The sequence below is a fragment of the Acinetobacter sp. MYb191 genome (assembly GCF_037572605.1).
Taxonomy (GTDB): Bacteria; Pseudomonadota; Gammaproteobacteria; order Pseudomonadales; family Moraxellaceae; genus Acinetobacter; species Acinetobacter johnsonii.
The window spans coordinates 43,117-68,713 of sequence record NZ_JBBGZP010000011.1; the positions used below are offsets into that span (position 1 = coordinate 43,117).

24 protein-coding genes are annotated in these 25,597 nt (G+C 40.7%); 8 read left to right on the forward strand and 16 right to left on the reverse strand.

What is annotated here, in order from left to right; genetic code table 11:
- Positions 1-203: 203 nt before the first annotated feature.
- From WH214_RS06325 to WH214_RS06335, 3 genes are all read right to left on the reverse strand, one after another.
- Positions 204-599 (reverse strand): VOC family protein, encoded by a 396-nt coding sequence (locus WH214_RS06325; RefSeq protein ID WP_010327416.1) that lies wholly within the window; start codon positions 597-599, stop codon positions 204-206.
- Positions 600-1,183: 584 nt separating this feature from the next.
- Positions 1,184-1,456, reverse strand: coding sequence for a hypothetical protein (locus WH214_RS06330; RefSeq protein WP_339422242.1), 273 nt, complete (start codon positions 1,454-1,456; stop codon positions 1,184-1,186).
- A gap of 107 nt (positions 1,457-1,563) precedes the next feature.
- Complete coding sequence (locus WH214_RS06335; protein WP_195728237.1) at positions 1,564-2,262, reverse strand: hypothetical protein; 699 nt, start codon at positions 2,260-2,262, stop codon at positions 1,564-1,566.
- 210 nt (positions 2,263-2,472) lie between these two features.
- On the opposite strand from WH214_RS06335, the gene WH214_RS06340 reads away from it, so the two are divergent.
- Positions 2,473-2,826: a hypothetical protein gene (locus WH214_RS06340; protein ID WP_195728238.1), complete on the forward strand. Its 354-nt coding sequence runs from the start codon at positions 2,473-2,475 to the stop codon at positions 2,824-2,826.
- An 81-nt stretch (positions 2,827-2,907) separates the two neighbouring features.
- Here WH214_RS06340 and WH214_RS06345 read toward each other — a convergent pair whose 3' ends face one another.
- From WH214_RS06345 to acnD, 5 genes are all read right to left on the reverse strand, one after another.
- A complete protein-coding gene (locus WH214_RS06345; protein WP_004695205.1) occupies positions 2,908-3,114 on the reverse strand; it encodes a hypothetical protein in 207 nt (68 codons plus the stop codon).
- A gap of 231 nt (positions 3,115-3,345) precedes the next feature.
- Entirely contained in the window at positions 3,346-3,921 is a 576-nt protein-coding gene (locus WH214_RS06350; RefSeq protein WP_339422241.1) for a DUF4126 domain-containing protein, read from the reverse strand.
- 118 nt (positions 3,922-4,039) lie between these two features.
- Positions 4,040-4,183, reverse strand: a complete 144-nt coding sequence (locus WH214_RS06355) for a zinc ribbon-containing protein (RefSeq protein ID WP_004695201.1) — start codon at positions 4,181-4,183, stop codon at positions 4,040-4,042.
- Between the two features lie 320 nt (positions 4,184-4,503).
- Complete coding sequence (locus WH214_RS06360; RefSeq protein ID WP_339422240.1) at positions 4,504-6,108, reverse strand: AAA family ATPase; 1,605 nt, start codon at positions 6,106-6,108, stop codon at positions 4,504-4,506.
- Between the two features lie 68 nt (positions 6,109-6,176).
- Positions 6,177-8,801 (reverse strand): Fe/S-dependent 2-methylisocitrate dehydratase AcnD, encoded by a 2,625-nt coding sequence (acnD, locus tag WH214_RS06365; RefSeq protein WP_339422239.1) that lies wholly within the window; start codon positions 8,799-8,801, stop codon positions 6,177-6,179.
- Positions 8,802-9,062: 261 nt separating this feature from the next.
- On the opposite strand from acnD, the gene ygfZ reads away from it, so the two are divergent.
- Positions 9,063-9,785, forward strand: a complete 723-nt coding sequence (gene ygfZ / locus WH214_RS06370; RefSeq protein ID WP_339422238.1) for a CAF17-like 4Fe-4S cluster assembly/insertion protein YgfZ — start codon at positions 9,063-9,065, stop codon at positions 9,783-9,785.
- Between the two features lie 74 nt (positions 9,786-9,859).
- Here ygfZ and WH214_RS06375 read toward each other — a convergent pair whose 3' ends face one another.
- Together WH214_RS06375 and WH214_RS06380 are read right to left on the reverse strand one after the other, a co-directional pair.
- The gene (locus tag WH214_RS06375) at positions 9,860-11,005 is read right to left on the reverse strand and encodes a PQQ-dependent sugar dehydrogenase (RefSeq protein ID WP_339422237.1); all 1,146 of its coding nucleotides are present in this window, start codon (positions 11,003-11,005) and stop codon (positions 9,860-9,862) included.
- Between the two features lie 389 nt (positions 11,006-11,394).
- Positions 11,395-11,640 (reverse strand): hypothetical protein, encoded by a 246-nt coding sequence (locus WH214_RS06380; RefSeq protein WP_004695190.1) that lies wholly within the window; start codon positions 11,638-11,640, stop codon positions 11,395-11,397.
- A 292-nt stretch (positions 11,641-11,932) separates the two neighbouring features.
- Here WH214_RS06380 and WH214_RS06385 point away from each other — a divergent pair, with 292 nt between their 5' ends.
- Positions 11,933-12,742 (forward strand): tetratricopeptide repeat protein, encoded by an 810-nt coding sequence (locus WH214_RS06385; protein WP_201952358.1) that lies wholly within the window; start codon positions 11,933-11,935, stop codon positions 12,740-12,742.
- A gap of 41 nt (positions 12,743-12,783) precedes the next feature.
- On the opposite strand, the gene WH214_RS06390 is transcribed toward WH214_RS06385, so the two are convergent.
- The 3 genes from WH214_RS06390 to WH214_RS06400 all read right to left on the reverse strand — a co-directional run bounded on the left by WH214_RS06390 (position 12,784) and on the right by WH214_RS06400 (position 16,321).
- Positions 12,784-13,707: an AEC family transporter gene (locus WH214_RS06390; RefSeq protein ID WP_339422236.1), complete on the reverse strand. Its 924-nt coding sequence runs from the start codon at positions 13,705-13,707 to the stop codon at positions 12,784-12,786.
- Between the two features lie 109 nt (positions 13,708-13,816).
- Entirely contained in the window at positions 13,817-14,932 is a 1,116-nt protein-coding gene (locus WH214_RS06395) for an NADH:flavin oxidoreductase/NADH oxidase (RefSeq protein ID WP_339422235.1), read from the reverse strand.
- Between the two features lie 108 nt (positions 14,933-15,040).
- Entirely contained in the window at positions 15,041-16,321 is a 1,281-nt protein-coding gene (locus WH214_RS06400) for a carbohydrate porin (protein ID WP_445206354.1), read from the reverse strand.
- A gap of 353 nt (positions 16,322-16,674) precedes the next feature.
- On the opposite strand from WH214_RS06400, the gene mutM reads away from it, so the two are divergent.
- Both mutM and WH214_RS06410 read left to right on the forward strand, forming a co-directional pair.
- Entirely contained in the window at positions 16,675-17,529 is an 855-nt protein-coding gene (gene mutM / locus WH214_RS06405) for a bifunctional DNA-formamidopyrimidine glycosylase/DNA-(apurinic or apyrimidinic site) lyase (protein WP_339422234.1), read from the forward strand.
- Positions 17,526-17,810 (forward strand): peptidylprolyl isomerase, encoded by a 285-nt coding sequence (locus WH214_RS06410; RefSeq protein ID WP_004695176.1) that lies wholly within the window; start codon positions 17,526-17,528, stop codon positions 17,808-17,810. The genes mutM and WH214_RS06410 overlap by 4 nt, the downstream gene beginning before the upstream one ends.
- Before the next feature lie 58 nt (positions 17,811-17,868).
- Here the strand turns inward: WH214_RS06410 and WH214_RS06415 are convergent, their stop codons facing one another.
- From WH214_RS06415 to typA, 3 genes are all read right to left on the reverse strand, one after another.
- Complete coding sequence (locus tag WH214_RS06415; protein WP_183174362.1) at positions 17,869-18,198, reverse strand: gamma-glutamylcyclotransferase; 330 nt, start codon at positions 18,196-18,198, stop codon at positions 17,869-17,871.
- 126 nt (positions 18,199-18,324) lie between these two features.
- Positions 18,325-18,759: a large conductance mechanosensitive channel protein MscL gene (mscL, locus tag WH214_RS06420; protein WP_004695171.1), complete on the reverse strand. Its 435-nt coding sequence runs from the start codon at positions 18,757-18,759 to the stop codon at positions 18,325-18,327.
- A gap of 202 nt (positions 18,760-18,961) precedes the next feature.
- The gene (gene typA / locus WH214_RS06425; RefSeq protein ID WP_004695169.1) at positions 18,962-20,800 is read right to left on the reverse strand and encodes a translational GTPase TypA; all 1,839 of its coding nucleotides are present in this window, start codon (positions 20,798-20,800) and stop codon (positions 18,962-18,964) included.
- 171 nt (positions 20,801-20,971) lie between these two features.
- Between typA and WH214_RS06430 the strand changes: the two genes are divergently transcribed.
- The 3 genes from WH214_RS06430 (at position 20,972) to WH214_RS06440 (ending at position 24,908) form a co-directional block, all read left to right on the forward strand.
- Positions 20,972-22,342 carry a uracil-xanthine permease family protein gene (locus tag WH214_RS06430; protein ID WP_339422233.1) on the forward strand — a complete coding sequence of 457 codons (1,371 nt, stop codon included), beginning with the start codon at positions 20,972-20,974 and terminating at the stop codon, positions 22,340-22,342.
- Between the two features lie 67 nt (positions 22,343-22,409).
- Positions 22,410-23,435, forward strand: coding sequence for a class I SAM-dependent methyltransferase (locus WH214_RS06435; protein ID WP_339422232.1), 1,026 nt, complete (start codon positions 22,410-22,412; stop codon positions 23,433-23,435).
- A gap of 9 nt (positions 23,436-23,444) precedes the next feature.
- A complete protein-coding gene (locus WH214_RS06440) occupies positions 23,445-24,908 on the forward strand; it encodes an amino acid permease (RefSeq protein ID WP_005400253.1) in 1,464 nt (487 codons plus the stop codon).
- Positions 24,909-25,597 lie beyond the last annotated feature (689 nt).

Sequence of the window (25,597 nt, forward strand, 5' to 3'; positions counted from 1 at the left end):
ACACCCTTGAGATATAATTTAACAATCCAAGGGCGGGATTGTTTCCCGAAGATAAAGTCTTTTCGGCTATTTTTGGAAAAAAATCTTGGCTTTCAGGTTATCTAAAAAATATTTTCCCAAATGCAGCGTATTTATGATTTTTTTCTCACATAAAAGCACTTTTCTCAGGATTTTATTTCTTTGCTGCATCACAGATGAGAAATTCAACTTCCTGCACAGACCTGCATCAGCTGAATGAGATTCCCGCAGGTATCATCAAAGACTGCAACTTTAACTTTTCCTGCCCGCATCGGTTCACTGGTAAAGCGTACCCCTAAGTTTTTGAGTCGCTCATATTCCGCATCGAGGTCATCCACTTGAAAAGAAGTATAGGGAATCAGGTCTGCTTTAATTGCAGCTTTAAATGGCTGTGCCGCAGGATGTGCATCAGGTTCAAGTAGCAGTTCAACACCTTCAGGACTTTCGGGGGAAACCAAAGTCAGCCAACGATAATCCCCCACAGGTACATCATGTTTGACTTTAAAACCGAGTTTTTCTGTATAAAACTGACAGGCTTTTTCTTGGCTATCGACCATGATGCTGGTGACATATATTTTCATTGTTGTTCCATATTTTTTATCAGACTTTTAATGGTTATAGCAGAACTCTAAGCGTTCCAATGTTATCAAATCGCAATTTTTTTAAAGCCGTTTTCGCAAACCAAAGCGCCAATTTGTTTTGGCACAGTTAGTGCAAATATTTGGATAAATTCGGGGCAATATAGACGCTTAAAATGGAAGAAAATATTTGAATGGACGTGTCTTTTATCGTGTTGTTTTTATCATGTAGTTTCTAGGGATCAGGAGATAACTTCAACGATTAAAACTGGGTAAGTTCTAAACTTTTGCCTATAAATGGATAATCTATAACGTCCTAAGCCGAATCGAGACCTTGTGGGTAAGTACGACGCTGATCTGATAGATAACAAGTCGCAAACTACTCTTTTCGATTCCTGTGCCCTTAAACGCTATATTAAGCAAATTGGTACGGGATGAATTTCCGAAGATCGGCTAATTTCAAGCGATGATGAAAAATATTTCCATAAATTAGATTGGATAAAAACATTCATAATGACACTTGAATCATCTATTTCATCGCATAAAAATGAACTTCTATCATTTTTTACACCATCATTTCAGAACACTTAAGTCGCCATATAGCCTTGCAACCATGTTGCAATAAACCACCATAAACTGATCGCAGACATACCGCAGAGTAAATTGGCAAGCACCTTTTGCATATTGCTGAGCTGAGACAGATAGATTTTTCGGTTAATTACATACGCAACCACAGCTAAGGCTCCACCGATTGCACCACCAATCATCACTAAAAACAAAGGCCAGCCTGCCATCAAATGGGCATCTGTACTCAGCTTAGGTTTCTCTTCAACACTCAAAGCCAGTTCTTTACTTTCCATCACTTTCCCCTATACATGATCAAGCAGTCATGTGACTGATGCCTCAGACTCACGTCACTCATAAAAGTGCATTTTTGAAATATAAGTTAGCAAAAACTAAGCCAAGACTATTCAAAACTCAGAGCGTCGATGTCCTGAATTTTGCTCAAATACATTGGAGCAACATTCACTTTGCTCCATGTTTCTTTAAATTTAGGGTCGCTATCCGGGTCTTTGTTGAGATTTTCTCTGACCAGCTTCTTTGCGGTGAGAAAATTGACACTGGTTTCGCTGTTCACATAAGGGCCGAAATTATCGGAGCTGTCATAGCCAATCAGACGCATATCACGTCCCTCTAAACGAAACTGGTAGGCCCAATATCCATAACGGCCATGGGCATAATGTAGTTTTAACAGGCCTTTTTCGATAGAGGGCACCAACTCAGGCGCAAAGTACACACCGCCATCTTCATTTTCTGAAGAAAACAGTGACAGGTTCTGAACGACTTTTTGGTAGCGCCCTTTTGTATTCAACAGCACAATCACACCACGGCGGTTGCGATCTAGTTTTCCGCGGTATTCATCGGTGACCCACTGTTTCGGATCAGTAGCTTTGACGATTAAAACTACATCTTTTAAGCCATCTTTGTTTAAGTCCCCTTGCACGACCTCAAACACCGTATATTTTGCAGGAAGGTAAGCTTGGTATTTGCTGGTGGCTTTTTGTCGCTGAATGTTCTCAGTACTTAAGTTTTCAGCACAGAGATTGGTGGATATACCCAACATTGCAGCGAGCATTAGAGAAGTGAGAATGAACTGATTTTTCATAGTTTTGTTAATTTTTTAAATAAAGTAGGTAAATAGCACGCTAATGAATGCTTCATTTTGGCATCTATGCTGAAGCTTAGCATTTAACAGAAGCCTATTTATAGGATGCTCTAGAATTAAAACAGCTGACCGTATCAGTGTCATATTTTGATTGCTGCCGTTGAAAACTTTCGGCTAAAGTGACGAAAGACCATTCAAATACGCTTCATCATGAAAACCAAAACTGCCCTACTGATGCTATGCCTTGCGATTTCCCTCAGTGCATGCAAAGTGTTAAAAACACATATCGTCAAAGTCACCAGCTCAACTGAAGCACAGCCACATGAAGTGTTGTTAAAAACCACCAAAGGCTATGTGTACTTATCGACACAGAACATGACTGATAAACAAAAGCACATCCTAAAAAATCTGCGTCCTTTTCAGTGCTTAGAAATTAAAACACCTGAACAGTTTGCTATGCAAAACCGAGTGGTTCGATTTTCTGACTTTAAAATTCGTGCTTTAGTCGAAGCTGACCGAGAGTGTCGAAAAATTAAGGTCACGCCCCGAATTGAAATTCATTAATCTTGTAGTACCTAAAAAATAGAGCATCCATATCCAATAATGAAAAACTCTGCATAATTTGCAGAGCTTTTTTGTTTTTGATTATTTGAAACAACACTTGTCACAACCTTCGACTTTTTCTCTGGGCCAGTTCATTCTTGCCCGTTTATAAGCCAGCTCATAATTGGCAAAATAACCAATCAGAATTTGATCCTCCGAGCTGGGTAAGTCTGCACAGCCTAAGGATGCATTATGAATATGATGGATGCCTTTTTCACTAGGCTGTTCATTTACAATAAATTTTATCATTTACAGCTCCCCGAATAATTTTTATAAAGTTCAACCACAAATAAAACCATAAAAAAAGTATGTATTTATAAAATTAAACGGATAGCGTATGAAAATCAATCATTATTTTAAAAGTGAAACTGACCTCTAAGTCATATCAAGCTAAAAGGATTGATGTCCACATAAGGTAAAAATAAGCCACTCTATCTTTAAATTTAGAGATCCAGCAACGCCATAATAAAACGACTGAAACTATAAAGGTGTGCTGATACTTTCTTGTTTTTTGCGTTTAAACCAACGCATGGCCCAAATCGCTAAAATAATGCCCACAATCACCACTAAGACAGGAACCAGTAGTGAAAGCACGGACAATAAAACGGCACCCACCCATTCCACTGTAGACACCAGCGGGTTAGCTACACCGCCCGTCGTTGCAGTTGAAACCCCTCGAACAGCAACGGTACTCATTTGCACGGCGCCTGCTGTACCTCCCCCCACAATAATTGCCGCAGCCCAACTGGCAAACTGCGACATTTCCCCACTGCTGACTGCCATAGTGGTGAGTGTTCCTGCGACCATTGCGGCTGGCGTTGCAATGGTGTCTAAAGCGTTGTCGACCCATGGTATGTAATAGGCTGCTATTTCACAGACAGTTGCAATAGCTAAGGCGATGCATACCGATGGCATGCTTAACCATTCAAAACCTTGCATGGGTTCGAACCAACCCAGAATAGATGCAAGGCTCATGACCAAGAGTGGGACAAAGACACGAAAGCCACAGGCCGCACTTAAGCCAATACCGATACAAAGTCCTAATATGGTTTCCATGCGCTTTACCTGTGTTGCCTAAGTTGGGATGTTTTTATCTTTTTTATAACTTAGCAAAAAGCCCTATCGGGTGATAGGGCTTTTCTTTAAAACAGTGGGTAACTGTTAATTCTTTAGCTTAGGCATTCTTATTGTTAAATTGATTGCCTTGGCATTTGGTACACGGGGGTAAACGATCTGTACCAATTTCTAAGTAGACGCGGTGTCCGCATTGAACACAAAAATAGAAGCCTGTTCCAGGTTTTTCGCCAGCAGTAACCATTTTTGTTCTCCATATGTTTAGAAAATGGTCTTACTAGTATATGCATTTTATGATGGATGTCTATTGATCATTTTGACAAATGATGACGTCATAAATGTAAGAAATGATGTATTTCAAAAATAGCTAAGCTAAATAAAATTTAGTCATGAAAGTGCTGTCAGTAGCTTATATTGTTGTCTCTAGAGCGTTGAACCATAAGTGCATTCGTTTAAGCTGAGATACATTTGAGTCATGGTATCAGTGCTAACCGCTTCCAAAACCTTTCTTCCAGCAAATAAAAAGCCCTATCAAATGATAGGGCTTCCGATTAAACTTAAACATTATCTAGAAAAAATTGAAACAAACATACTTTCAATCTCTTCAAAAACTCTCATGCCTGGTTTTATTACAGGTGCTAATGTATCTTTCAGAAAAGCATCTGATCTATTCCCCACTCGTATTAATCCTAATTCTTGCTTAAGCTTAGTAAAAAAATCTCCTGAAGCCGACTTGAAATCATCATTAGGATTCCCCCTATCCACACTTGCTCGTAGCGCGTCAGCTTTAATTCGTAAAGCATCCGTCAGTTTGTCATTTTTTTCAATCGACTTTAGATACTCCTCAATTACTTCATCATCTAGAAGATAACTTTCCAAATTACGTCTTGTCGTTACATGAATATTATTTTGAAGAAGTTCTTCAACTTCTTGATCGGAACGATCATCTCTATCTAATAGTTTTATGATTTTTGTTTCTGGCATTAAATTTTTTAGGACTAATGTAGGTGCATGATCTTCTTTTTCAATATCATTACAACTTCCACCACTTATAAAAGTAATATTTTTAGAGCTTTTAGATAAAATCATTCCATAAATTGAAGCATCAAAACTCTTTCGTGCTGTACCAAGCAAGTTACCTTCACATACAACAATATTGGAAGGTAAAAATACATTTTGCATTTCTCCTAAAGCTATTGAAAGAAACTTTTCCCAAACAATCTTATCAATTGGGGCTGGATACAAAATAGTATCTTCATCAAAATCATTTATGTGAAAATCAATAAAATTAACTGTATTTGGATTTTGTATAGATATTTCTTTTGCTTTTTGCATAACCCCCAATGAATGGGTATTAACCCAAAGTTGAGAACTTTCAGGAATAATTTTATATAATTCTTCTAAAAGCTTTGCTTGAAGTGAAGTATGAATATGCAACTCAGGTTCATCAATCATAAAAATTGTATTGTTATATGCACCTATCTTTACATGTAAATCCAATATTAAATCAAAAACAGCTTTTTCACCTGCAGATAGATTTTTATAAGGATAATTCTCAACATTACCTTTTTGAAACGTAAAACAGTTATCTGCAAGAGGATCAACAATATTTCTTAATGTTAAATCAGGAAAAATATTACTAAAAGAATTACGAATATTACCTATCAACTCATCTCTCAAATCTTCTACAGTTCTTCTATTGTTAATTTCACTATACAAGGATTGAACTGTCTGTTGAACTAGTCTTTGATAATTTTCAGATACAGTTTGATCAGCATCGATAGATCTCCCAAACCTCAAATTTTCAAACGGTTGATTCATTCTAGAAAAATGATTAATTTGAAAGTCTGGCTCATGTCTATACGCTGATCGAAAATAAAGAGAATTTTTAGGTAAATAATGAATATCAGAATAGTCATGAAAATCAATTTTAACCGCATTATGATTATCAAAACCTAATAATGGATTCTTAGAAAAGTAGCTATAATCCCCTTGCCACCCCCATCCAGCTCTTTCTCTATAATAATGATATAAAGCATCAAAAAGTGAGGATTTTCCACTACCATTTGGCCCTACTATGACAACCAGCTTGTTTTGTTCAGGAATACCAGTAATCGTTAAATTGGAAAATCTTTTAAAATTATTCAGACGAATTTCTTTAACTTTCATATTTATGTTCAAATTAAAAACCCCATCAAAAGATAGGGCTTTTTTTAAACAATTTCAAATACTTTAAATTAAGCTCTTAATTGCTCTTTATCTGACTGACTTTCTAAAAAATCCTGCGCAAAGCGTTGTAATACACCACCCGCTTCATATACAGACACTTCTTCTTCGGTATCTAAACGACAAGTTACAGGCACTTCAACGATTTCACTCTTACCTTCATCTGTCGCACGTTCAATCACTAAAGTTAAAGTCGAACGCGGTGCGATATTACCAATCACGCTATACAGCTCAGTACCATCTAAACCTAAAGTTTTACGGTCAGTTCCTGCTTTAAACTCAAGCGGTAACACGCCCATACCCACCAAGTTAGTACGGTGAATACGCTCAAAACCTTCCGCCACAATCGCTTCAACACCAGCAAGACGCACACCTTTTGCAGCCCAGTCACGGCTAGAACCCTGACCATAGTCTTTACCTGCAATGATGATGAGCGGTTGCTTACGATTCATATACGTTTCAATCGCTTCCCACATACGCATCACTTCGCCTTCAGGCTCAACACGTGCTTTCGAACCTTGCTTGATCGTACCGTCCGCACGAACCACCATTTCATTAAACAATTTCGGATTCGCAAAAGTCGCACGTTGTGCCGTCAAGTGGTCACCACGGTGCGTTGCATAGGAGTTAAAGTCTTCCTCAGGTACGCCCATTTTATGTAGGTACTCACCCGCTGCCGAATCCATCATAATTGCATTCGATGGTGACAAATGATCTGTGGTGATGTTATCAGGCAAGATTGCTAGCGGACGCATATTTGCCAGTGTACGTGGTGCAGCTAACGCCCCTTCCCAGTACGGCGGACGGCGAATATAAGTACTTTGTGGACGCCAGTCATATAACGGACTTGCCGCTTTTTCCGTTACACCCAAGTCAAACATTGGAATGTACACTTTACGGAACTGTTCAGGTTTTACCGCTTCTTTGACCAAAGCATCAATTTCTTCATCTGAAGGCCAGATGTCTTTGAGGTAAATTGGGTTACCGTCTTTGTCGTTTCCTAATGCATCTTTTTCGATGTCAAAACGAATTGTTCCTGCAATCGCATACGCTACAACGAGCGGAGGAGATGCCAAGAACGCTTGTTTTGCATAAGGATGGATACGACCATCGAAGTTACGGTTACCTGAAAGTACCGCAGTTGCATACAAGTCACGATCAATAATTTCTTGTTGTAGCTTCGGATCTAAAGCACCCGACATACCGTTACAGGTGGTACATGCATACGCCACGATGCCAAAACCGAGTTTTTCTAAGTCATCCAATACGCCTGCTTCTTCAAGATATAAAGCAGCAGCTTTAGAACCCGGTGCAAAAGAAGATTTCACCCAAGGTTTACGGGTTAAGCCCAATTCATTGGCTTTACGTGCCAATAAACCTGCTGCAACCGTGTTACGTGGGTTTGATGTATTGGTACACGAAGTAATGGCAGCAATAATCACAGCACCATCAGGCATTAAGCCATCGGTACGGTTTTCAACCACACCTGCAATGCCTTTTTCTTTTAAGTCGCTGGTAGATACACGCGCATGTGGGTTTGATGGGCCTGCAATATTACGTGTTACTGTTGAAAGATCGAAGCGAAGTACACGTGGATATTCCGCTTGTTTCATATCCGATGCCCAAAGACCAATTTCTTTGGCATAGTTTTCAACAAGTGCAACTTGATCAGCTTCACGACCTGTCAGGGTTAAATAATCAATGGTATTTTGGTCGATATAGAACATTGCCGCAGTTGCGCCATATTCAGGTGTCATATTGGAAATCGTGGCACGATCACCCACAGACATGCTGTCTGCGCCTTCGCCGAAGAATTCAAGGTACGCACCAACGACACGTTCTTTACGCAAGAATTCAGTCAATGCTAAAACGATATCTGTTGCAGTGATTCCCGCTTGACGTTGTCCAACAAATTCAACACCGATAATATCTGGAAGACGCATCCAAGAAGCACGACCTAACATTACATTTTCAGCTTCTAAACCACCGACACCAATCGAAATCACACCAAGTGCATCGGTATGTGGCGTGTGTGAGTCTGTACCGACACAAGTATCTGGGAATGCCACACCTTCACGGCTTTGCACCACAGGAGACATTTTCTCCAAGTTGATTTGGTGCATGATGCCATTACCCGCAGGAATCACATCAACATTTTCAAAAGCGGTCTTGGTCCATTCGATGAAGTGAAAACGGTCTTCGTTACGACGGTCTTCAATAGCACGGTTTTTCTCAAAGGCGTCTGGGTCAAAACCACCGAATTCCACAGCAAGAGAGTGATCGACAATCAACTGAGTCGGCACAACGGGATTCACTTTAGATGGGTCACCGCCTTGGTCTGCAATCGCATCACGTAAACCAGCAAGGTCAACCAATGCCGTTTGTCCAAGAATGTCATGGCAGACGACACGTGCAGGATACCAAGGGAAATCGTGATCTTGTTTTGAAAAAATCAGTTCTTTTAGTGACTGCTCCAAAATGGCAGGATCACAACGACGCACTAACTGTTCAGCCAATACTTTTGAGGTGTATGGAAGTTTTGCATAAGCGCCTGGCTGAATCTGTTCAACGGCTTCTCGCACATCAAAGTATTCTAGCTGGGTGCCTTGCAGTGGTTTGCGGTGATTATTGTTCATAGCGTTCCTGCCTTTGGTGTTTCATTTTTCTTCACTGTCTTTACTAGACAATTCATCTTTGTCTGCTAGGCATACTACACTGTCGAAAACCCATTTCCCAAATCGTTTATATTTCATAAGCTTAGATATAAAAACAGGGGTTTTCGAAATATTTAGTTACATTAACTTTTAAATATTTACTCTAAATATGATTTTTTCTGAAAAATAGCGGAAAATAGCCCTAATTCTTTAGTATTAGATTTTAAGGTAGGCGAGCAATTCATGAGCGATCTAGCTTTCTCCTCTTTCACTTTAATTGGTGTAGATGCACTCAAATTTTTACAAGGTCAAGTGACGGTCAACGTTGAAGCTTTGGCTGAAAATACAACGCAATACACCGCCATTTGTGACTTGAAAGGTCGTATCCACTTTGGTTTGTGGCTGACAAAACGTAACCCTGAGCATTTTGAAATTGTCACCACTCAAGACCAGTCGGAAGAATTTGCTAAGCACATTAAAAAGTTTGGCGCTTTCTCTAAAATGAAACTTGAACCTACGGGTTCAGTTTTTCCAACCTTCACGCAAGACCGTACCACCTTCTCTGCTGAGCCTACCGATATTGCAGCATGGCAAGTACAAGCCATTACTCATGGTGAAGCGTATATCGACCAAGCCATTGAGCATGTGTTTCAACCTCAAGAGCTACGTTTACACCAACGTGAAGGCGTGCACTATGACAAAGGATGTTACTTGGGTCAGGAAGTAATTGCGCGTTTATGGTTTAAAGCCAAACCCAAAGCATGGTTGCATTTAATTCAGGGTACAGGCAGTGCGCCTGCGCAAGCTGAACAGTTAAACAAAGGTATTCAAGTGGTGAATAGTGCTGCGATTGATATCGGTTATGTCGCGTTGGTGGTGGCACGTCCTGAGTCTTTGACCGAACTGGATGTAACAGTTTTAGACTTACCAGAACGCTTAAATGGTGATGTGGCAAGACCACAGTAAATCTTTAAATTTTATGCTGTTATGATAAATGAGCCTCTAAAACTTATTCTTGGTTTTAGGGGCTTTTTTTAAACTTAAAGAGATGAGGACTCTTTCTTCCTCACATAATAAACCACTCCACCCTTATCATCTGAAAAATAAAATGAATTTGCATCTATACGGTAAATATCCGCAGGTCGACCATTCACCTTATTCCCCACTAAAAAACCATCCATAAAGGTTTCAAGTTTTTGCCCTTTACGCATAATCACAATTTTATAGCCATGACCAATTGTGGCATCCGTAGAACCATGAAGAGCCACTAAAAAAGAGTTTTTAATGAGGTCATCCGTATTTGGATCATCAAAATAGTCAAAGCCTAGTGCTGATGAATGTGATGGGAAATAGACATAAGGAGATGGTACATTTTTACATCCTGTTGGACGTTTAAATTTTGGGTCTGCTAAAATTTTACCATTCGACGAATAGCAAGATGGCCAACCATAATCTGCATCACGCTTGAGTGCATAAAACGTTTCATCAGGTTTATTTTTACCCAGATGATCTGCACCTTGATTGGTGGCAAATAAAAATTTACCCACCCATTTCAAACCGACTGCATTGCGTAAGCCTGAGGCATAAATCTTTTGTTCCGAACCATCGGGATTCATTTCTAAAACTGTCGCTCGAACTTTCTCTATCTCGGTACAAGCATTACAACTTGAGCCGACTGAAACATAAATTTTCCCGTTTCCACCCACTGCAATGGTTCGTGTTAGATGCCAGCCACCATATTTATAACTTAAACCATAATCAGGAAAAGTCGCTAAAACTTCAGCTTTAGCCGTGGGTTTAATTTCTCCTTGGGTAAATTTCCGTCGGGTGAGCTGATGCGTTTCAGCCAAATATAACCAATCTTGCCCGGAAGTGTCGGTATAAAACTGGACTGAATTTGGATTTTTCAAACCTGTCATATAAGGAATTATTTTGCCGAATTTTCCCGTTTCAGCATTCCATTCATCCAAAATATAAACGATGCCTTTATTATTGTCGGTCAAATCGTGCATATCTGTGACAAACATTCTCCCGTCAGGTGCTTTGCTAAAAAAACGAACACGTTTTAAGCCCTCAGCCGCAGGAATGATGTCGTAATTTTCTGGCAGATTGATAGAAAAACGCTTCCCATCTTTCAAGTTGATTTGATGAGGAACAAGATTTGGCTGCCCAGCTAAAACTGCCATTGAGCCAACTAAACATATGAATAAGATTGACAGTATTTTCTTCTTCATATTGTGATACCTCACAATTCATCTTATGAAAAGTAACTTTCTTTTTTATATGATATAACTTGAGTAGGAGTACAGAATCAAATGCTTTTGGTATAAAAGCGTATAGGCTCTTCATATACAAACTATTATTTTATATTATCTTTTAGCCTGACCACTGCAAGTATCTTTGCAGTGGGTAAAGACATTCACACTCGTTCTTCGGGTATAAACAAAACATAAAAAATTGTTGCTTTAGAACTCTATAGCAACCATCAGTACTTTGATAAAAGGTTCATCCAATGACTTAAATCCTTTTAGAGCCTTAATTTAACAGTTCACTCATTTTCAATGAATATTAAACATCAAAAATCATGAAACAGCTTATTCATGTCTTTGCAGAGATAGTCTTTAAATGAAAAATCTCGTGCATGTTTAGCATCAAATTTTGCGGTCACACCATCTTTTTCAAAGATATATACACGGTCATCTTTGCTCACTAAAAACTCACCACCCAATTTCATCAATAAGGCATCAATTTTTTCACCATCTGGAATCGACTCATCGGCCAAAACTTTTAAATAATTTCGCTTAATTGACTTAATAAACATGCTGAACTCACTACTCATTTTCAGCGCTATTTAAACAGAATCTAAGCCAGAATCCTAATAAAACCCGAAGCCATCAACTGCAAATACCAATAACCTCTTTCAGTCCTTTCCACTGTAAAGTATGCAGTTTGTATTGGAAAAATATATACCGATCAACACAATCAACGGAAATTTGTAAGACCAAGACACAATTCAGATATTTACATTCACACAATTCAACTTATGATGTGAAATGACTAAAAACAAATACACACATAGATGGACTTATGTGTATGAAAAAGGTTTATAAAACATGAAGAAACTCGTACTTGCAAGCTTAATTGCACTCTCTAGCCAGCTTGCACTTGCAGCCTCCACTCAAGATACCATCAACCCCGAATTTGCCAAGATTGAAGAAATGGTCAAAGCCAACAATATGACGGGGGCATATCAGGCTCTAGAAAAACTGGCAAAGTCTGGCAACCCACAAGCCATGTACAACTTGGCTTATTTGACTCAGACTGGCCAAGGCACAGCGAAGAATGAGAAGAAAGCCATTCAGCTCTATCAAGATGCTGCAAACAAAGGCTACCCTGTTGCGCATTATGTGCTTGCGAAAAACTATGTCACTGGTACTTTAGGCTTGCCTCAAGACATCAACAAAGCCAAACAACACTTTGAAGCCGCATCTAAATTAGGCTTTGATGATGCAACCGTTGAATATGCCGTACTGTTATTTTCCGAAAATAAACCAGAGTCTGAAAAGTTAGCCCTTAAGAAACTTGAGCCTTTGGTGAAAAAAGGTAACTATCAAGCCATTCATGCACAAGCCTTGTACGACATCAGCACAGGCTTTAAAAACAAACAGGAAGCACCCATTCAAAAAGGCCTCAACAGCATTCAAGACTTAGCCAAAAAAGGCTATATTCCTGCACTGATGGCCGTAGGCAATATGTTTGCTAATGGCAATATCATTCCGCAGAACTTGCCTGAAGCGAAGAAAATTTTCACCGCTTTAGCCAAGGAAAATGTGCCACAGGCCAAAGAGTCTTTGGCGATGGTTGATAAAATGATTGCCGATCAAGCCAAAGCCCCTGCTGCAACAGCTGCGGTCAAAAAATAAATCTCTTCTTCAAAAAATACTCTCAATTGAGAGTATTTTTTTCACCACCAAAGACCAATCAAGACACTGACCACCACAAAACTCAATAGCGTGCTGATCATCAATGGGGTGAGTGCTTTTTCATTTAAGCCATACACTTGCCCAAAAATTCCAAACAAAGACGGCATTGGTAAAGCTGCAATCAAGGTTCCTGCATAAATCATCTTTGGGTCCAATGCAGTCAAATAGGTCAGTCCTAAATAAACCAATAGTGGCATACAAATATTTTTAGATACCACCAGATAAACCGTTTGCAGGTTAAAAGACTGAATAGTGAGACCCACCATTCCCCCACCAATAATAAAGAGCGCTAAAGGTGCAGCGGTCTGGCCTAACATCGCAAACACTTGGTCGATTAAATGTGGAATTTGAATTTCAAAAATCGCACAGCTCATACCAATCATCACCGACAAAAACAGTGGATTTTTAAGTAGAGTGAGAAATGTGGTTTTTAAAATGGAGGCTAAATTGGCTTGTCTTTGTCGCCCTATTTCTGCCAGAGTGAGCATCAGCGGTACAAGAAATACACTTTCAATGATCACCACCAATGAAATATAAATCATCGCTTCGCTTCCCATCAGCAGCGTCAGAATTGCTGCTCCCAATAACCCCGTATTGGACATAGATGCACCCAGTGAAAAGACTGCAGCGTGGGTAAAGTGATTCTTAAACAACTTTTGACCTAAAATAAAAGCCGTAATAAATAAGCCAAAGGTCACAGCTGCATAAACATAAAAATATGACGGATACCAAATTTCATGCAAATCTTTTGAAGCTAAGGCATGCAACAATAAAGTAGGTAACGCAATTTTGATGACAAAAGCACTGATTGCAGTCATTTGCTCTTTAGTGAGCAACTGGATTTTGACAGAGGCAAAACCGAGAAAGAGCAGGAAAAAAACTGGAAAAATTACCGAAAAAATCATTCAAGTTGTTCCTTTTCCAGATGATGTAAGTAAAGACCTATCCTAGGATACACCTTTACTCAGTTGAAATATTTTAAAAGCCCAATGGCGAAGCAAAATGCTTATGCGATTAGAATGCAGAAAACAAATCTTTGATCCCATGTGGCTGACACCGTAAATACTGCGGTGCGATAGAGACTTTCCCACCCAGTTCTGCGGCTGCATGCCACGGCCATCGTGGGTCATACAACATGGCGCGCGCCAGACCAATTGCATCGGCTTCTTGCGCCTCCAAAATATGTTCAGCCTGCTTGGCTTCTGTAATCAAGCCCACCGCAATGACTGGAATTTTCACCGCTTGTTTCACTGCATGGGCAAAAGGCACTTGATACTTGGCCTTAATCTGAATGTCTTGTTCCACATGCAAGCCACCACTTGAAACATGAATATAAGCCGCACCGAGTTGCTCCAACGCTTTCGATAGCCCCACTGTTGAATCAATATCCCAACTTTCTGTTGCAGTCGACTCCATCCAGTCGGTCGCAGATAAACGTATACCTACGGGATAGTTTTCAGGAACAGCTTGTTTAATGGCTTGGAACACTTCTAATGTAAATCGAATGCGGTTTTCAAAACTACCGCCATATTCATCAGTCCGTCGGTTCGACAGCGGTGACATGAACTGATGCAACAAATAACCATGGGCTGCATGTAGTTCGATCAGCTCAAAACCTGCATCTACGGCGCGTACTGCAGCACTGGCAAAGTCATCGATGATGTTTTGCATCTCCGCCACACTCAAAGCATGGGGTGCATGCTCTTCGGGCTTAAAGGGCACATCACTGGCAGACACTGTTTGCCAACCATGGGGTTCATTCGGTTTGATTTGACCTTTTCCCGACCAAGGACGGTCGGTCGATGCTTTACGTCCCGCATGTGCCAGTTGGATAGCAAAAGGCATTGGAGAGAGTGTTTTGACTTTTCTGAGCAAGGCTTTCATTTGTGCACGTTGCAAATCATTCCACAGTCCTAAATCCGCAAAACTGATCCGTCCTACCGCTTGTACGGCTGTCGCTTCAACAATACACAAGCCCGCACCTGACAATGCATAATTGGCCCATTGTTGCTCATGCCAATAGCTCAACTCACCCGTATCATTGGCTGAATATTGGCACATCGGCGCAATCACGATTTTATTTGTTAAGTTTAGATCCCCAAATTGAATGGGTTGAAATAATAATGGCATCACAGCTCTCCCTGTACTCACTATGATCTATAACAAATAAAGTGCCTTGCATTCAACGCTAAAAGTGCAAATCTACTGTCAGACTTTTGCACTTTTATGGCTATCTATTTAGAAAATAATGCGGCTTCCAAGCCCCAAAACCAATGCATTATCCGCTACATGGCTTGAACCTGAGTTGATCACATATTGGATGTTGGGACGTAACATTAACCACGGCGTAACGTTATAGCTATAGTTCAGTTCAATATTGTATTCTGCGCTCGCATCATACTGTACTTTACCCGCAGCGAATCGCTCATTTAGGTGTACTCGATTCACCCCCAAACCTAAAATATCCGTTGGATGCTGCTTAAATACCCCAATATATTTCAGCCCCACTTGTTGTGAGTTGTCTACTTTATTGGTGATGCGGTCATGCCATGTAAAGTTGGCAAAACTATGCAAACCTTGGCGCCCTGCACCCGTTGAAGTCAGTTGCTGTTCGATGGCAATCCATCCTGCAAATGTCCGGTCTTCGCCAACCACACCTTTGCCATAAGCCACGTCATATTGGTTATTCGGATCATCTGCGGTGTTATAAATCCCACCAACCCGATAACTCCCCGCCAAACCATTGAACAGTGCTTTTGGTGTCCAAATCACTTCCACGGGAATAGTCACACCGTCGGCATGTTCTGTGTCTAGGCTCCAACCTTGTCCCTCGGCTTTGCCATTGCCATTATCTGGATTGAATTCATAAACACCCACTTGAGTTGTCACTTCAGGGGTCAGTTGGTACTTAATACGACCGCCCCATTGTGAAACCGGCGTATTCATCCAGATATTACCCTGCCATTTCCCCATTTGTGCGGCACAAAAGGCATTACTGACAAAATCACACGCCATCACATCAAAATCAGAACCCAAACCCAGTCGCCCAACTTTGACACTGAGTCCTTGTTCTTTAAATCGCTTTTCAATCGAAAGCTCAGATAAACGGCTGTCTTGGTTTCCACGGCCATAGGTGGCTTGCACATTGGCTAATTGCGGTGCAGAAGGATCTTGCAAATCTCGAATTGAGGTACTTTGTCCTTGACGCGCAGTCGCAACAAAACGAACAGTGACCCCTTCCCAGCCCGCTAGCTTTTCTAAATCAAACTGTGTTCCTAACCAAAACTGCGAAGCAGTACTTGGGCTTGCACCTGCATTGCGACCGCCATCCGCCAAATAGTTGGTATCTGTTAAAGCATTGGCTTCAAACTTAATGCCTTTTTGCGCCAATTCAGTTCGTTTTCCCTGCCAGTCACCAAACAAATACTGACCATGTACATCCAACATCTGCTCCGCATGACACACTGTCACCCAAGCACACATTGCTGTTGCAAATAAAGAGAAAGAAAACTGTCGCATAAAACCTAAGTCCCAAACTAAAATGAAGAACAATTCATTTCATTTAAATGAAAAATTTAATGAAAAGTACATAATTTTTAAACAAAGATCTCAGCAAAATTTTTATCATTAAGTCAAAAAAAAGTTATCAATATCACCCACAGTTATAAATAGAAGATTTGATTTGGGTGATTCATAGCAGTTTTCACTCAATTCAAGAATGCTATTTAAAGAGGATGATTCCTGATCGCAGCACACAATCCCGCACTTTTGCTTTGTACAAATGCGCTAAAAGCAAGCCTCTGACTGAAATCACTTGCAATCTCGCGTGTACACCGCAATATTAGCCTCAAGTTTTATCAGCTCATGTTGCCATGCCAGAATTACCCGAAGTTGAAACCACCAAAGCCAGTTTAGCGCCGTTATTAGATCAACAAGTACTCAGTGTTGAAGTTCGCCAGTCGAGCCTGCGCTGGCCGATTCCCGCCGATCTCGACAAACTGGTGGGACAGCGTTTAATTCAACTCAAACGCCGTTCTAAATACATTTTGGCCGTTTTTGAACAAGACACGATGCTTTGGCATTTGGGCATGTCAGGGAGTTTCCGTATTTGTGAGGTCGGTGAAACGCTGCGTAAACACGATCATTTGATTATTCGTTTTGAAGATGTCGAGCTACGCTATCATGACCCGCGCCGCTTCGGCTGTATTTTATGGCTGGATGAATATTCGCAAACCAAGTTAATCGATACCCTTGGGCCTGAACCGCTGAGTGCTGATTTTAACGCTGAATATTTAAGTCAAAAGTTGAAAAACAAACAGGTCGGCATAAAAGTTGCAGTCATGGATAATCATGTGGTGGTTGGTGTCGGAAATATCTATGCCACAGAGAGTTTGTTTAATTTGGGCATACACCCTGCGCAAGTGGCGTCTAGTTTAACGCCCAGCCAAATTGAAAAATTGGTGGTCGAGATTAAACGTATTTTGCAGCAGGCCATCAATTTAGGTGGTTCTACCCTGCGGGACTATTCCAATGCGATGGGTGAAAATGGTTACTTTCAACAAACCTTATTGGCTTATGGCCGAGCAGGTGAAATGTGTGTGAACTGCGAAACCACGCTTGAAAACATCAAACTGGGACAGCGTGCTTCTGTATTTTGTCCCGAATGCCAACCGCTGAAAAAAGTGCAACCTAAGCCCAAAGCCACAGCTCGAGGAAAAACCAAATGAAAACTGCCATTGTTCGTCATATTTTGGTCAAAGACAAAGACCTCGCTGAACAACTGAAAAAGAAAATCCACGATGGAGCCGATTTCGCCAAAATTGCCAAGCAATACTCCACCTGTAACTCTGCTAAACGCGGTGGTGAACTGGGTGAAGTCAAAAAAGGCCAACTGGTGCCTGTGATTGATAAATTGGTCTTTAGTGCAGCTGAAAAAGTACTACATGGTCCCATCAAGAGCCAATTTGGTTTTCATTTACTAGAAATTAAATTCCGTATGGATTTTTAAAAGGATGCGCGTTGTGTGATGTGTTTAAGTCTAAACACATCACGAACACTGTATTTGATTAAGCCTCTTTCATCTCATATGTCCAAGCATCAACGCGTTCGCCAGACTCCAACATCCCTTGTACCCTCACCCGTTGATACTGTATCCCTTCAAACTCATCCAACGCATCCCAATGTTCGGTTAATTTTTCACTGCTAAAAAAATATCCTTCAACTGCTGCTGCTTGCGGATCTAAAACAATGGCGAATAAGCCTTTGTCGGGTCCCCAATCCAAAATATGTACCACGCCATGCACATAGCCTTTTTGCCATGTTCCACCTATACGCTCTAAAAGATGGGCATTTTCATGATTGGGACGAAGTGTCCCATAGACAAATAATTGGTTCATTCGGCATCACCACAGCTATTCAATCAGCGCGCATCATAAAGTCAAAATTGTACAAAAACCAGTCTTTCGATAAGTCTCAGACATAAAAAACGGCACTTGATGTGCCGTTTTATTTTAACCGTTCGATTACTGACGTTTTTTCAATTCATCACGAATTTCACGTAGCAACTCGATATCTTCTGGCGTTGCTGCTGGTTCTGGCGCTGCTTCTTCTTGTTTACGGCGCATACGATTAATCATTTTCACCATTAAGAACACCACCCATGCCAAAATGATGAAGTTAATTAAAATCGTAAGGAAGTTACCATAAGTCAGGACGTTCACCCCAGCTTTGGTCAACTCATCTAAAGACTGTAAATTATTTGGGTTGTCCCCTAAAACAAAGAATTTCTGTGTAAAATCTACACCACCACCAGTCACCACCGTTATCAATGGCATGATGATGTCTTTCACCAATGAATCGACAATTTTACCAAATGCACCACCGATGATTACACCGACAGCCAAATCAATCATGTTGCCTTTTACCGCAAATTCGCGGAATTCTTGAACAATACTCATCTAAATCTCCAGTTATTTTTTGACTTTAATTTATGTGACGAAGTATACATTAATTTTATAGCTTCATTTCCACGTAATTTACTCGGAAATCATCTGCTTTTATATATTGGTTTGCTAATTTTAAACAAAAAAATGCCATCAATAAATTGATGGCATTTTTAAATGTTGCGGCCCCGCATGGGGGCAACATCATTTTTAAAACTTATTTACCAGAACGGTTACGTTTACGTTCGTTTTCAGTCAAGTAACGCTTACGGATACGGATTGACTTAGGTGTTACTTCAACCAATTCATCATCTTCAATGAATTCAAGCGCTTGCTCAAGCGTATATTCAACAGCAGGAACAAGAGTCAACGCATCATCAGTACCAGAAGCACGTACGTTTGTTAACTGTTTTGCTTTAGTTGGGTTAACTGTCATGTCATCTGAACGAGAGTTAATACCAATGATCATACCTTCGTAAACTTCTAACTGAGGTTTAGCAAATAGACGACCACGGTCTTGCAATGTGAACAATGCATAGCCAAGGCAAGTACCTTGAACCATAGAAATCAACACACCGTTTTGACGTTTCGCAACAGTACCTTGTTTCATTGGACCGTAGTGCGAGAAGCTTGAAGTCATGATTCCTGTACCAGAAGTCATGGTCAAGAATTCAGAACGGAAACCAATTAAGCCACGTGAAGGAACAGTTGCTTCAATACGGATACGGCCTTTACCGTCAACTTCCATATTCGTCATTTCACCTTTACGGTGACCCATTTGTTCCATTACAGAACCTTGGTGCTGTTCTTCAACGTCAAATGTTACATTTTCGTATGGCTCTTGTTTTTCGCCATCAACTTCTTTCAAGATTACTTGTGGACGAGATACGCCCATCTCGAAGCCTTCACGACGCATGTTTTCAATAAGAACTGAAAGGTGAAGTTCACCACGACCAGATACTTTGAAACGGTCTGGACTGTCAGTATCTTCAACACGTAACGCTACGTTATGAATCAATTCGCGGTCTAAACGCTCACGAATGTTACGTGAAGTTACGAATTTACCTTCTTTACCCGCAAACGGTGAGTTGTTTACTTGGAAAGTCATCGTTACTGTAGGTTCATCTACAGACAATGGTGGTAAAGCTTCAACATTTTTCGGATCACAAATTGTGTCAGAGATATGAAGCTCATCAATACCTGTGATACATACGATATCGCCTGCTTGAGCAGAATCAACATCAACACGTTCTAAACCGTGGTAACCCATGATTTTTAAGATACGACCGTTACGAGTCTTACCTTCTTTATCAATTACAGTAACTTGAGTGTTCAGACCAACTGAACCACGTTGAATACGACCAACACCGATAACACCTACGAAGCTGTTATAGTCAAGTGAAGAAATCTGCATTTGGAATGGACCATCAACATCAACTGCTGGTGGCTCAACAATGTCTACGATGGTTTGGAACAATGGAGTCATATCTTCAGCAAGTTCTTCTGGAGATGGACCAGCAACACCACGAAGACCTGAAGCGTAAACAACTGGGAAGTCTAACTGTTCGTCAGAACCACCAAGGTTATCAAACAAATCAAATACTTGGTCAATAACCCAATCTGGACGCGCACTTGGCTTGTCGACTTTGTTGATAATTACGATTGGCTTCAAACCACGTGCGAACGCTTTTTGCGTTACGAAACGAGTTTGTGGCATTGGGCCTTCTTGAGAGTCAACAAGAAGAAGTACACAGTCAACCATCGACATTACACGTTCAACTTCACCACCGAAGTCCGCGTGTCCTGGGGTGTCGACGATGTTAATACGGTATTCTGTATTGGTACGTGCATCTAACCATTTGATTGCAGTGTTTTTTGCAAGAATGGTAATACCACGTTCACTTTCAATCGCGCCTGAATCCATGACACGCTCAATCTCGCCTGCACGATCGCCAAGTGCACCTGATTGCTGTAAAAGTTTGTCTACTAGAGTGGTTTTACCGTGGTCAACGTGCGCAATGATGGCAATGTTGCGGAGAGTTTTGATATCTGACATGTAAATTCGATACGCCTAAAGTTTGAGGGCAAATTATACAGAAAAATAATAGAATTTAGTAGTGACAGTTTATTGACAGACTCATTTTTTTTGATAAGTGGTGTGTAATTAATTTTGTAAAGCTGTGTAAAGCGATTAGAATAGCGCCACCTTGCTAACACCCTTTGACATATGTCTGATCAAAATCTCTCTTCCAATCAAACAGATCAACTCGATTTGGTCTATGGTTTAAACGACCGCCCTCGCCCAATCATTGCTTTTCTTGCTGCCTTTCAACATCTCCTTGCAATTATTGTCCCAATTGTTACTCCGGGCTTACTTATCTGCCTAGCGCTTGGTGTGTCGAAAGAAGACACCAACATGATTTTATCCATGTCTTTGGTCATCTCAGGGATTGCAACCTTCTTACAATGTAAAAAAGTTGGACCTTTTGGTGCAGGCTTATTGATTGTTCAGGGCACCAGTTTTAACTTTATCGGGCCGATTATTGGAATTGGCTCTGCCATGGTTGCTGCAGGTACTCCTGTAGAGTCTGTCATGGCTGCAATTTTTGGTGTGGTAATCGCAGGTTCATTTATTGAAATGGGCGTGTCACGTATTCTGCCGTGGGTAAAAATGCTCATTACCCCATTGGTAACAGGCATTGTGGTGTTATTGATTGGTTTGACTCTCATTAAAGAAGGTCTGATCAGCATGGGTGGTGGCTATCAAGCCATGTCAAACAATACCTTTGCCAATGCAGACAACCTAATCATGTCGTGTACGGTTTTAGGCTTAATTATCTTGCTGAATCGCATCCGTATTACATGGGTAAAAAGTTCAGCTATCTTAATTGCCTTAATTGCAGGCTACACTCTTGCAGGCTTTATGGGGCATCTGGATTTTTCAGGTTTAAAAGATGCGCCTTTAGTACAAGTTCCGACGCCTATGCATTTTGGACTCAGCTTCTCTTGGAGCTTGTTTATTCCAATGGCCTTCATCTATTTAGTGACGTCTTTAGAAGCAATTGGTGATATTACAGCAACCTCTAAACTCTCGAACCAACCTGTCGATGATGCTACATGGATGGAGCGTATTAAAGGTGGTGTCTTGGTGAATGGTGCAAACTCTTTCCTTGCGGGTATTTTCAACACCTTCCCTAGCTCGGTCTTTGCACAAAACAATGGCGTAATTCAACTCACTGGCGTTGCGAGCCGTTATGTCGGCATCTGGATTGCCGCATTATTGGTGATTCTAGGTTTACTCCCTGCTGTTGCAGGTGTGATTCAGGCAGTGCCTCAAGCTGTTTTAGGCGGCGCTGTAATGGTGATGTTTGGAGCTGTAGCAGCTTCTGGAATTAACATTCTGTCAGGTATTCATCTTGACCGCCGCGCACTACTGATTATTGCCATTTCATTGGCACTCGGCTTAGGTGTTGCACAAGTTCCACAAATTTTGGAACACTTACCTGAATTATTCCGTAACATCTTCAGTTCAGGTGTTGCGACAGGTGGTATTGCAGCCTTGTTATTAAATATTATTCTTCCTGAAACGAAGAAATAATTGTTCATTTCAGTATGCACTTTGCCCAGCACTGTCTGGGCATCGTTTTTACAATGGAGTATATAAAATGGATCCACGAAGTGAAGTTGTTCTTCGCCAGCAAGAATTTCTCTCTGGTTCAGTTTTACTGGTCAATGCACCGTGTGACGAATTAAACACACAGTTAATTGGTACTGTAGAACCACATTTTTGGACATGGAATTTTAACGAATTACAATATTTCCAAAACCAACAAAGTGATGTGCATTTTGGTACAGATTTGCCTGATGTCGCTTTTGATCAAGCCATCGTGTTTGTTCCAAAGTCAAAAGAACTACTCAATTATGTGCTACACCAACTGGTGAGTCGTTTGGCCGTAGGCGCATCGATCTTTTTAGTTGGTGAAAAGAAAGGCGGTGTAGAACGCGCCTCTAAACAGCTGCAACCTTTTGGTAAAACCCTCAAATTAGACAGCGCTCGACATTGTCAAATGTGGCAGTTAATCACCGAAAAAACCGTAACCGCAAAACCTTTGGCCGATTGGGCTCAACTCTATACAGTGCCAACCCCGAAAGGTGAATTACAGATTTGTGCATTACCGGGTGTATTTAGTCAAAATCGTCTAGACGTGGGCACAGCAGTGTTATTGCCTCACCTTTCACAGGTCACTTCTGGAAAAATTGCAGACTTTGGCTGTGGTGCAGGCGTGATCAGTGCTTATTTGGCCAAGTTAAATCCGAAAAATCGCATTTTTGCACTGGATGTCGATGCCTTTGCACTCGCTTCAACAAAAATGACTTTTGAGAAAAATAACCTTTTACCAGAACAACTTGAGATTAAAGCGGTACACGGAATTGAGGATGCTCCTCTGTTTTTACACGCAATCGTCAGCAATCCCCCATTCCATCAAGGCATTCATACAGATTACAATGCCAGCGAAAATTTATGCAAAACATCCCGTCGCCATCTTAAATCGGATGGCGAGTTGTGGATTGTTGCCAACCGCTTTCTGAATTACCCATTACTCATTGAGCAAAGTTTTGGCCAATGTACAACCAAAGCCGATCAACAAGGCTTTATAGTGCTGTTTGCTAGCACACAAAAGAAATCTTAAGGAACAATGATGAGCGAAACGACTCAACCAGCTCAACTCAAGCGGAAGCTTGGAGCTCGCCATCTGAATATGATCGCCATTGGTGGTTCAATTGGTACAGGTTTATTCCTTGCCTCAGGTGCAACCATTGCAAATGCTGGCCCTGGCGGGGCGTTATTGGCCTACTGCTTAATTGGTGTGATGATTTACTTTCTCATGACCAGTCTGGGTGAGTTGGCAACACACAACCCAACATCGGGTGCCTTTTTCACCTATGGCACCAAGTATGTTGAGGGCGGTTTTGGTTTCGCCCTTGGCTGGAACTATTGGTATAACTGGGCCATTACGGTTGCATTTGAATTGGTTGCAGTCCAATTCATCATGAAATTCTGGTTTCCCGACCTGCCCGGTTTCTACTGGAGTGCTCTCTTCTTAGCTGTCGTCTTTGGGATCAATGCACTGACAGTCAAAGGCTTTGGTGAAAGTGAATTCTTCTTCTCCTTGGTAAAAGTCCTTGCCATCATTGTGTTTATCATCATTGGTATTTTCATGATTGCTAAAATAATGATGACGCCTGGTGTCGCAACTTTTGCCAACTGGACCAAAGGTGAAGCGCCCTTCGTTGGTGGCTTATCTGCACTGATTGGTGTAGCGATGATTGCAGGGTTCTCGTTTCAAGGTACCGAAATGGTCGGTGTTGCTGCAGGTGAATCGAAAGATCCGCAAAAGACGATTCCGATTGCCATCAAACAGATTTTTTGGCGTATTCTACTGTTTTATGTGGTGTGTATTTTCATTATCGGCACGCTCATTTCATATGATGATCCACTTCTGCTACAAGCAGCTTCATCAGAGAATATTGCACTCTCTCCATTTACCTTACTCTATGAAAAAGCTGGGTTTGCCTTTGCTGCCAGCGTGATGAATGCTGTGATTTTAACCGCTATTCTATCGGCAGGTAACTCAGGGATGTATTCATCGACGCGCATGCTGTTCAATATGGCTCAAAATGGCAGTGCACCTAAAGTTTTTGCCAAATTAGACCCTCGCGGCGTACCCATGAATGCGCTTTATGCGACAACAGCTATTGCTGCACTTTGTTTTTTAACTACTTTCATTGGTGAAGAACAAGTCTTCAACTGGCTGCTCAACATGTCAGGTATGTGTGGCTTTATTGTTTGGTTAGGGATTGCTGTTTCACACTATCGTTTCCGTAAAGGCTATGTTGCCCAAGGTCATAAGGTTGAAGACTTAGCTTATCGTGCGAAATTCTTTCCCTTTGCCCCATGGTTTGCTTTTATTCTGTGTGCGATTGTTGTTTTAGGTCAAAACTACCAAGCAGTACTTGATGGCGAATGGCTCTCGGTTTTATCGACCTATATTGGTATTTTCTTATTCTTAGCGATTTGGCTAGGCTATAAATGGAAATACAAAACCAAACTGGTTTCTTACCAAGAAATGGATGTCAGTCCAATGAATCCAGATCGCGAATAAAATCCATTCATAATAAAAGACAGCCTTCGGGCTGTTTTTTATTTTCTTCATTTCATCGCTTACTCATTCACTAAAAATATAATACATTAATTAATAAAGAAATTTTTAATAAGACAGTCCAATTATTGAAATCACATAAAATCGATACCTATAATTCGGATCTAGCCTAAAATTAGTTAATACTCTTCCATCAATATCGGCTCACTTGTTCGATGAACAATTGACATACTTAGAAAGTAAAAAGTGACATACTTAGAAAGTAAAAAGGACATACTTGATTTAGCTCCCTATTCGGACAGCCATAACTAAATGTTACGGTTCATTAAGTACTGAGCTTGATCTAATTCCTAGACCCTAAATATCAAGCCAGAAATATTATCTCGCTGACAAACAAATCTTTATAAAACTAAATAATTAGAAATATCCATTCATTCAAAAGGCAAAATTATTATCGATGTCGTGAAGCATGAGCAATGGAAATCCCCTGTTCATTCTTCTTATATTCATCCTCTAAAATTAAATATTTCTAACAGTGTCTTATATCCTATACGTAAATGACCATGACCACCGTAAGTCTTAAAGACTCTTGCATTGAGCTCGAGCTTATTTTCATCCACACGCGTTAACATATATTCCATTGTTTTAGACATAAAAAAACGACTCCGAAGAGTCGTGTTTTTTTTTTATAA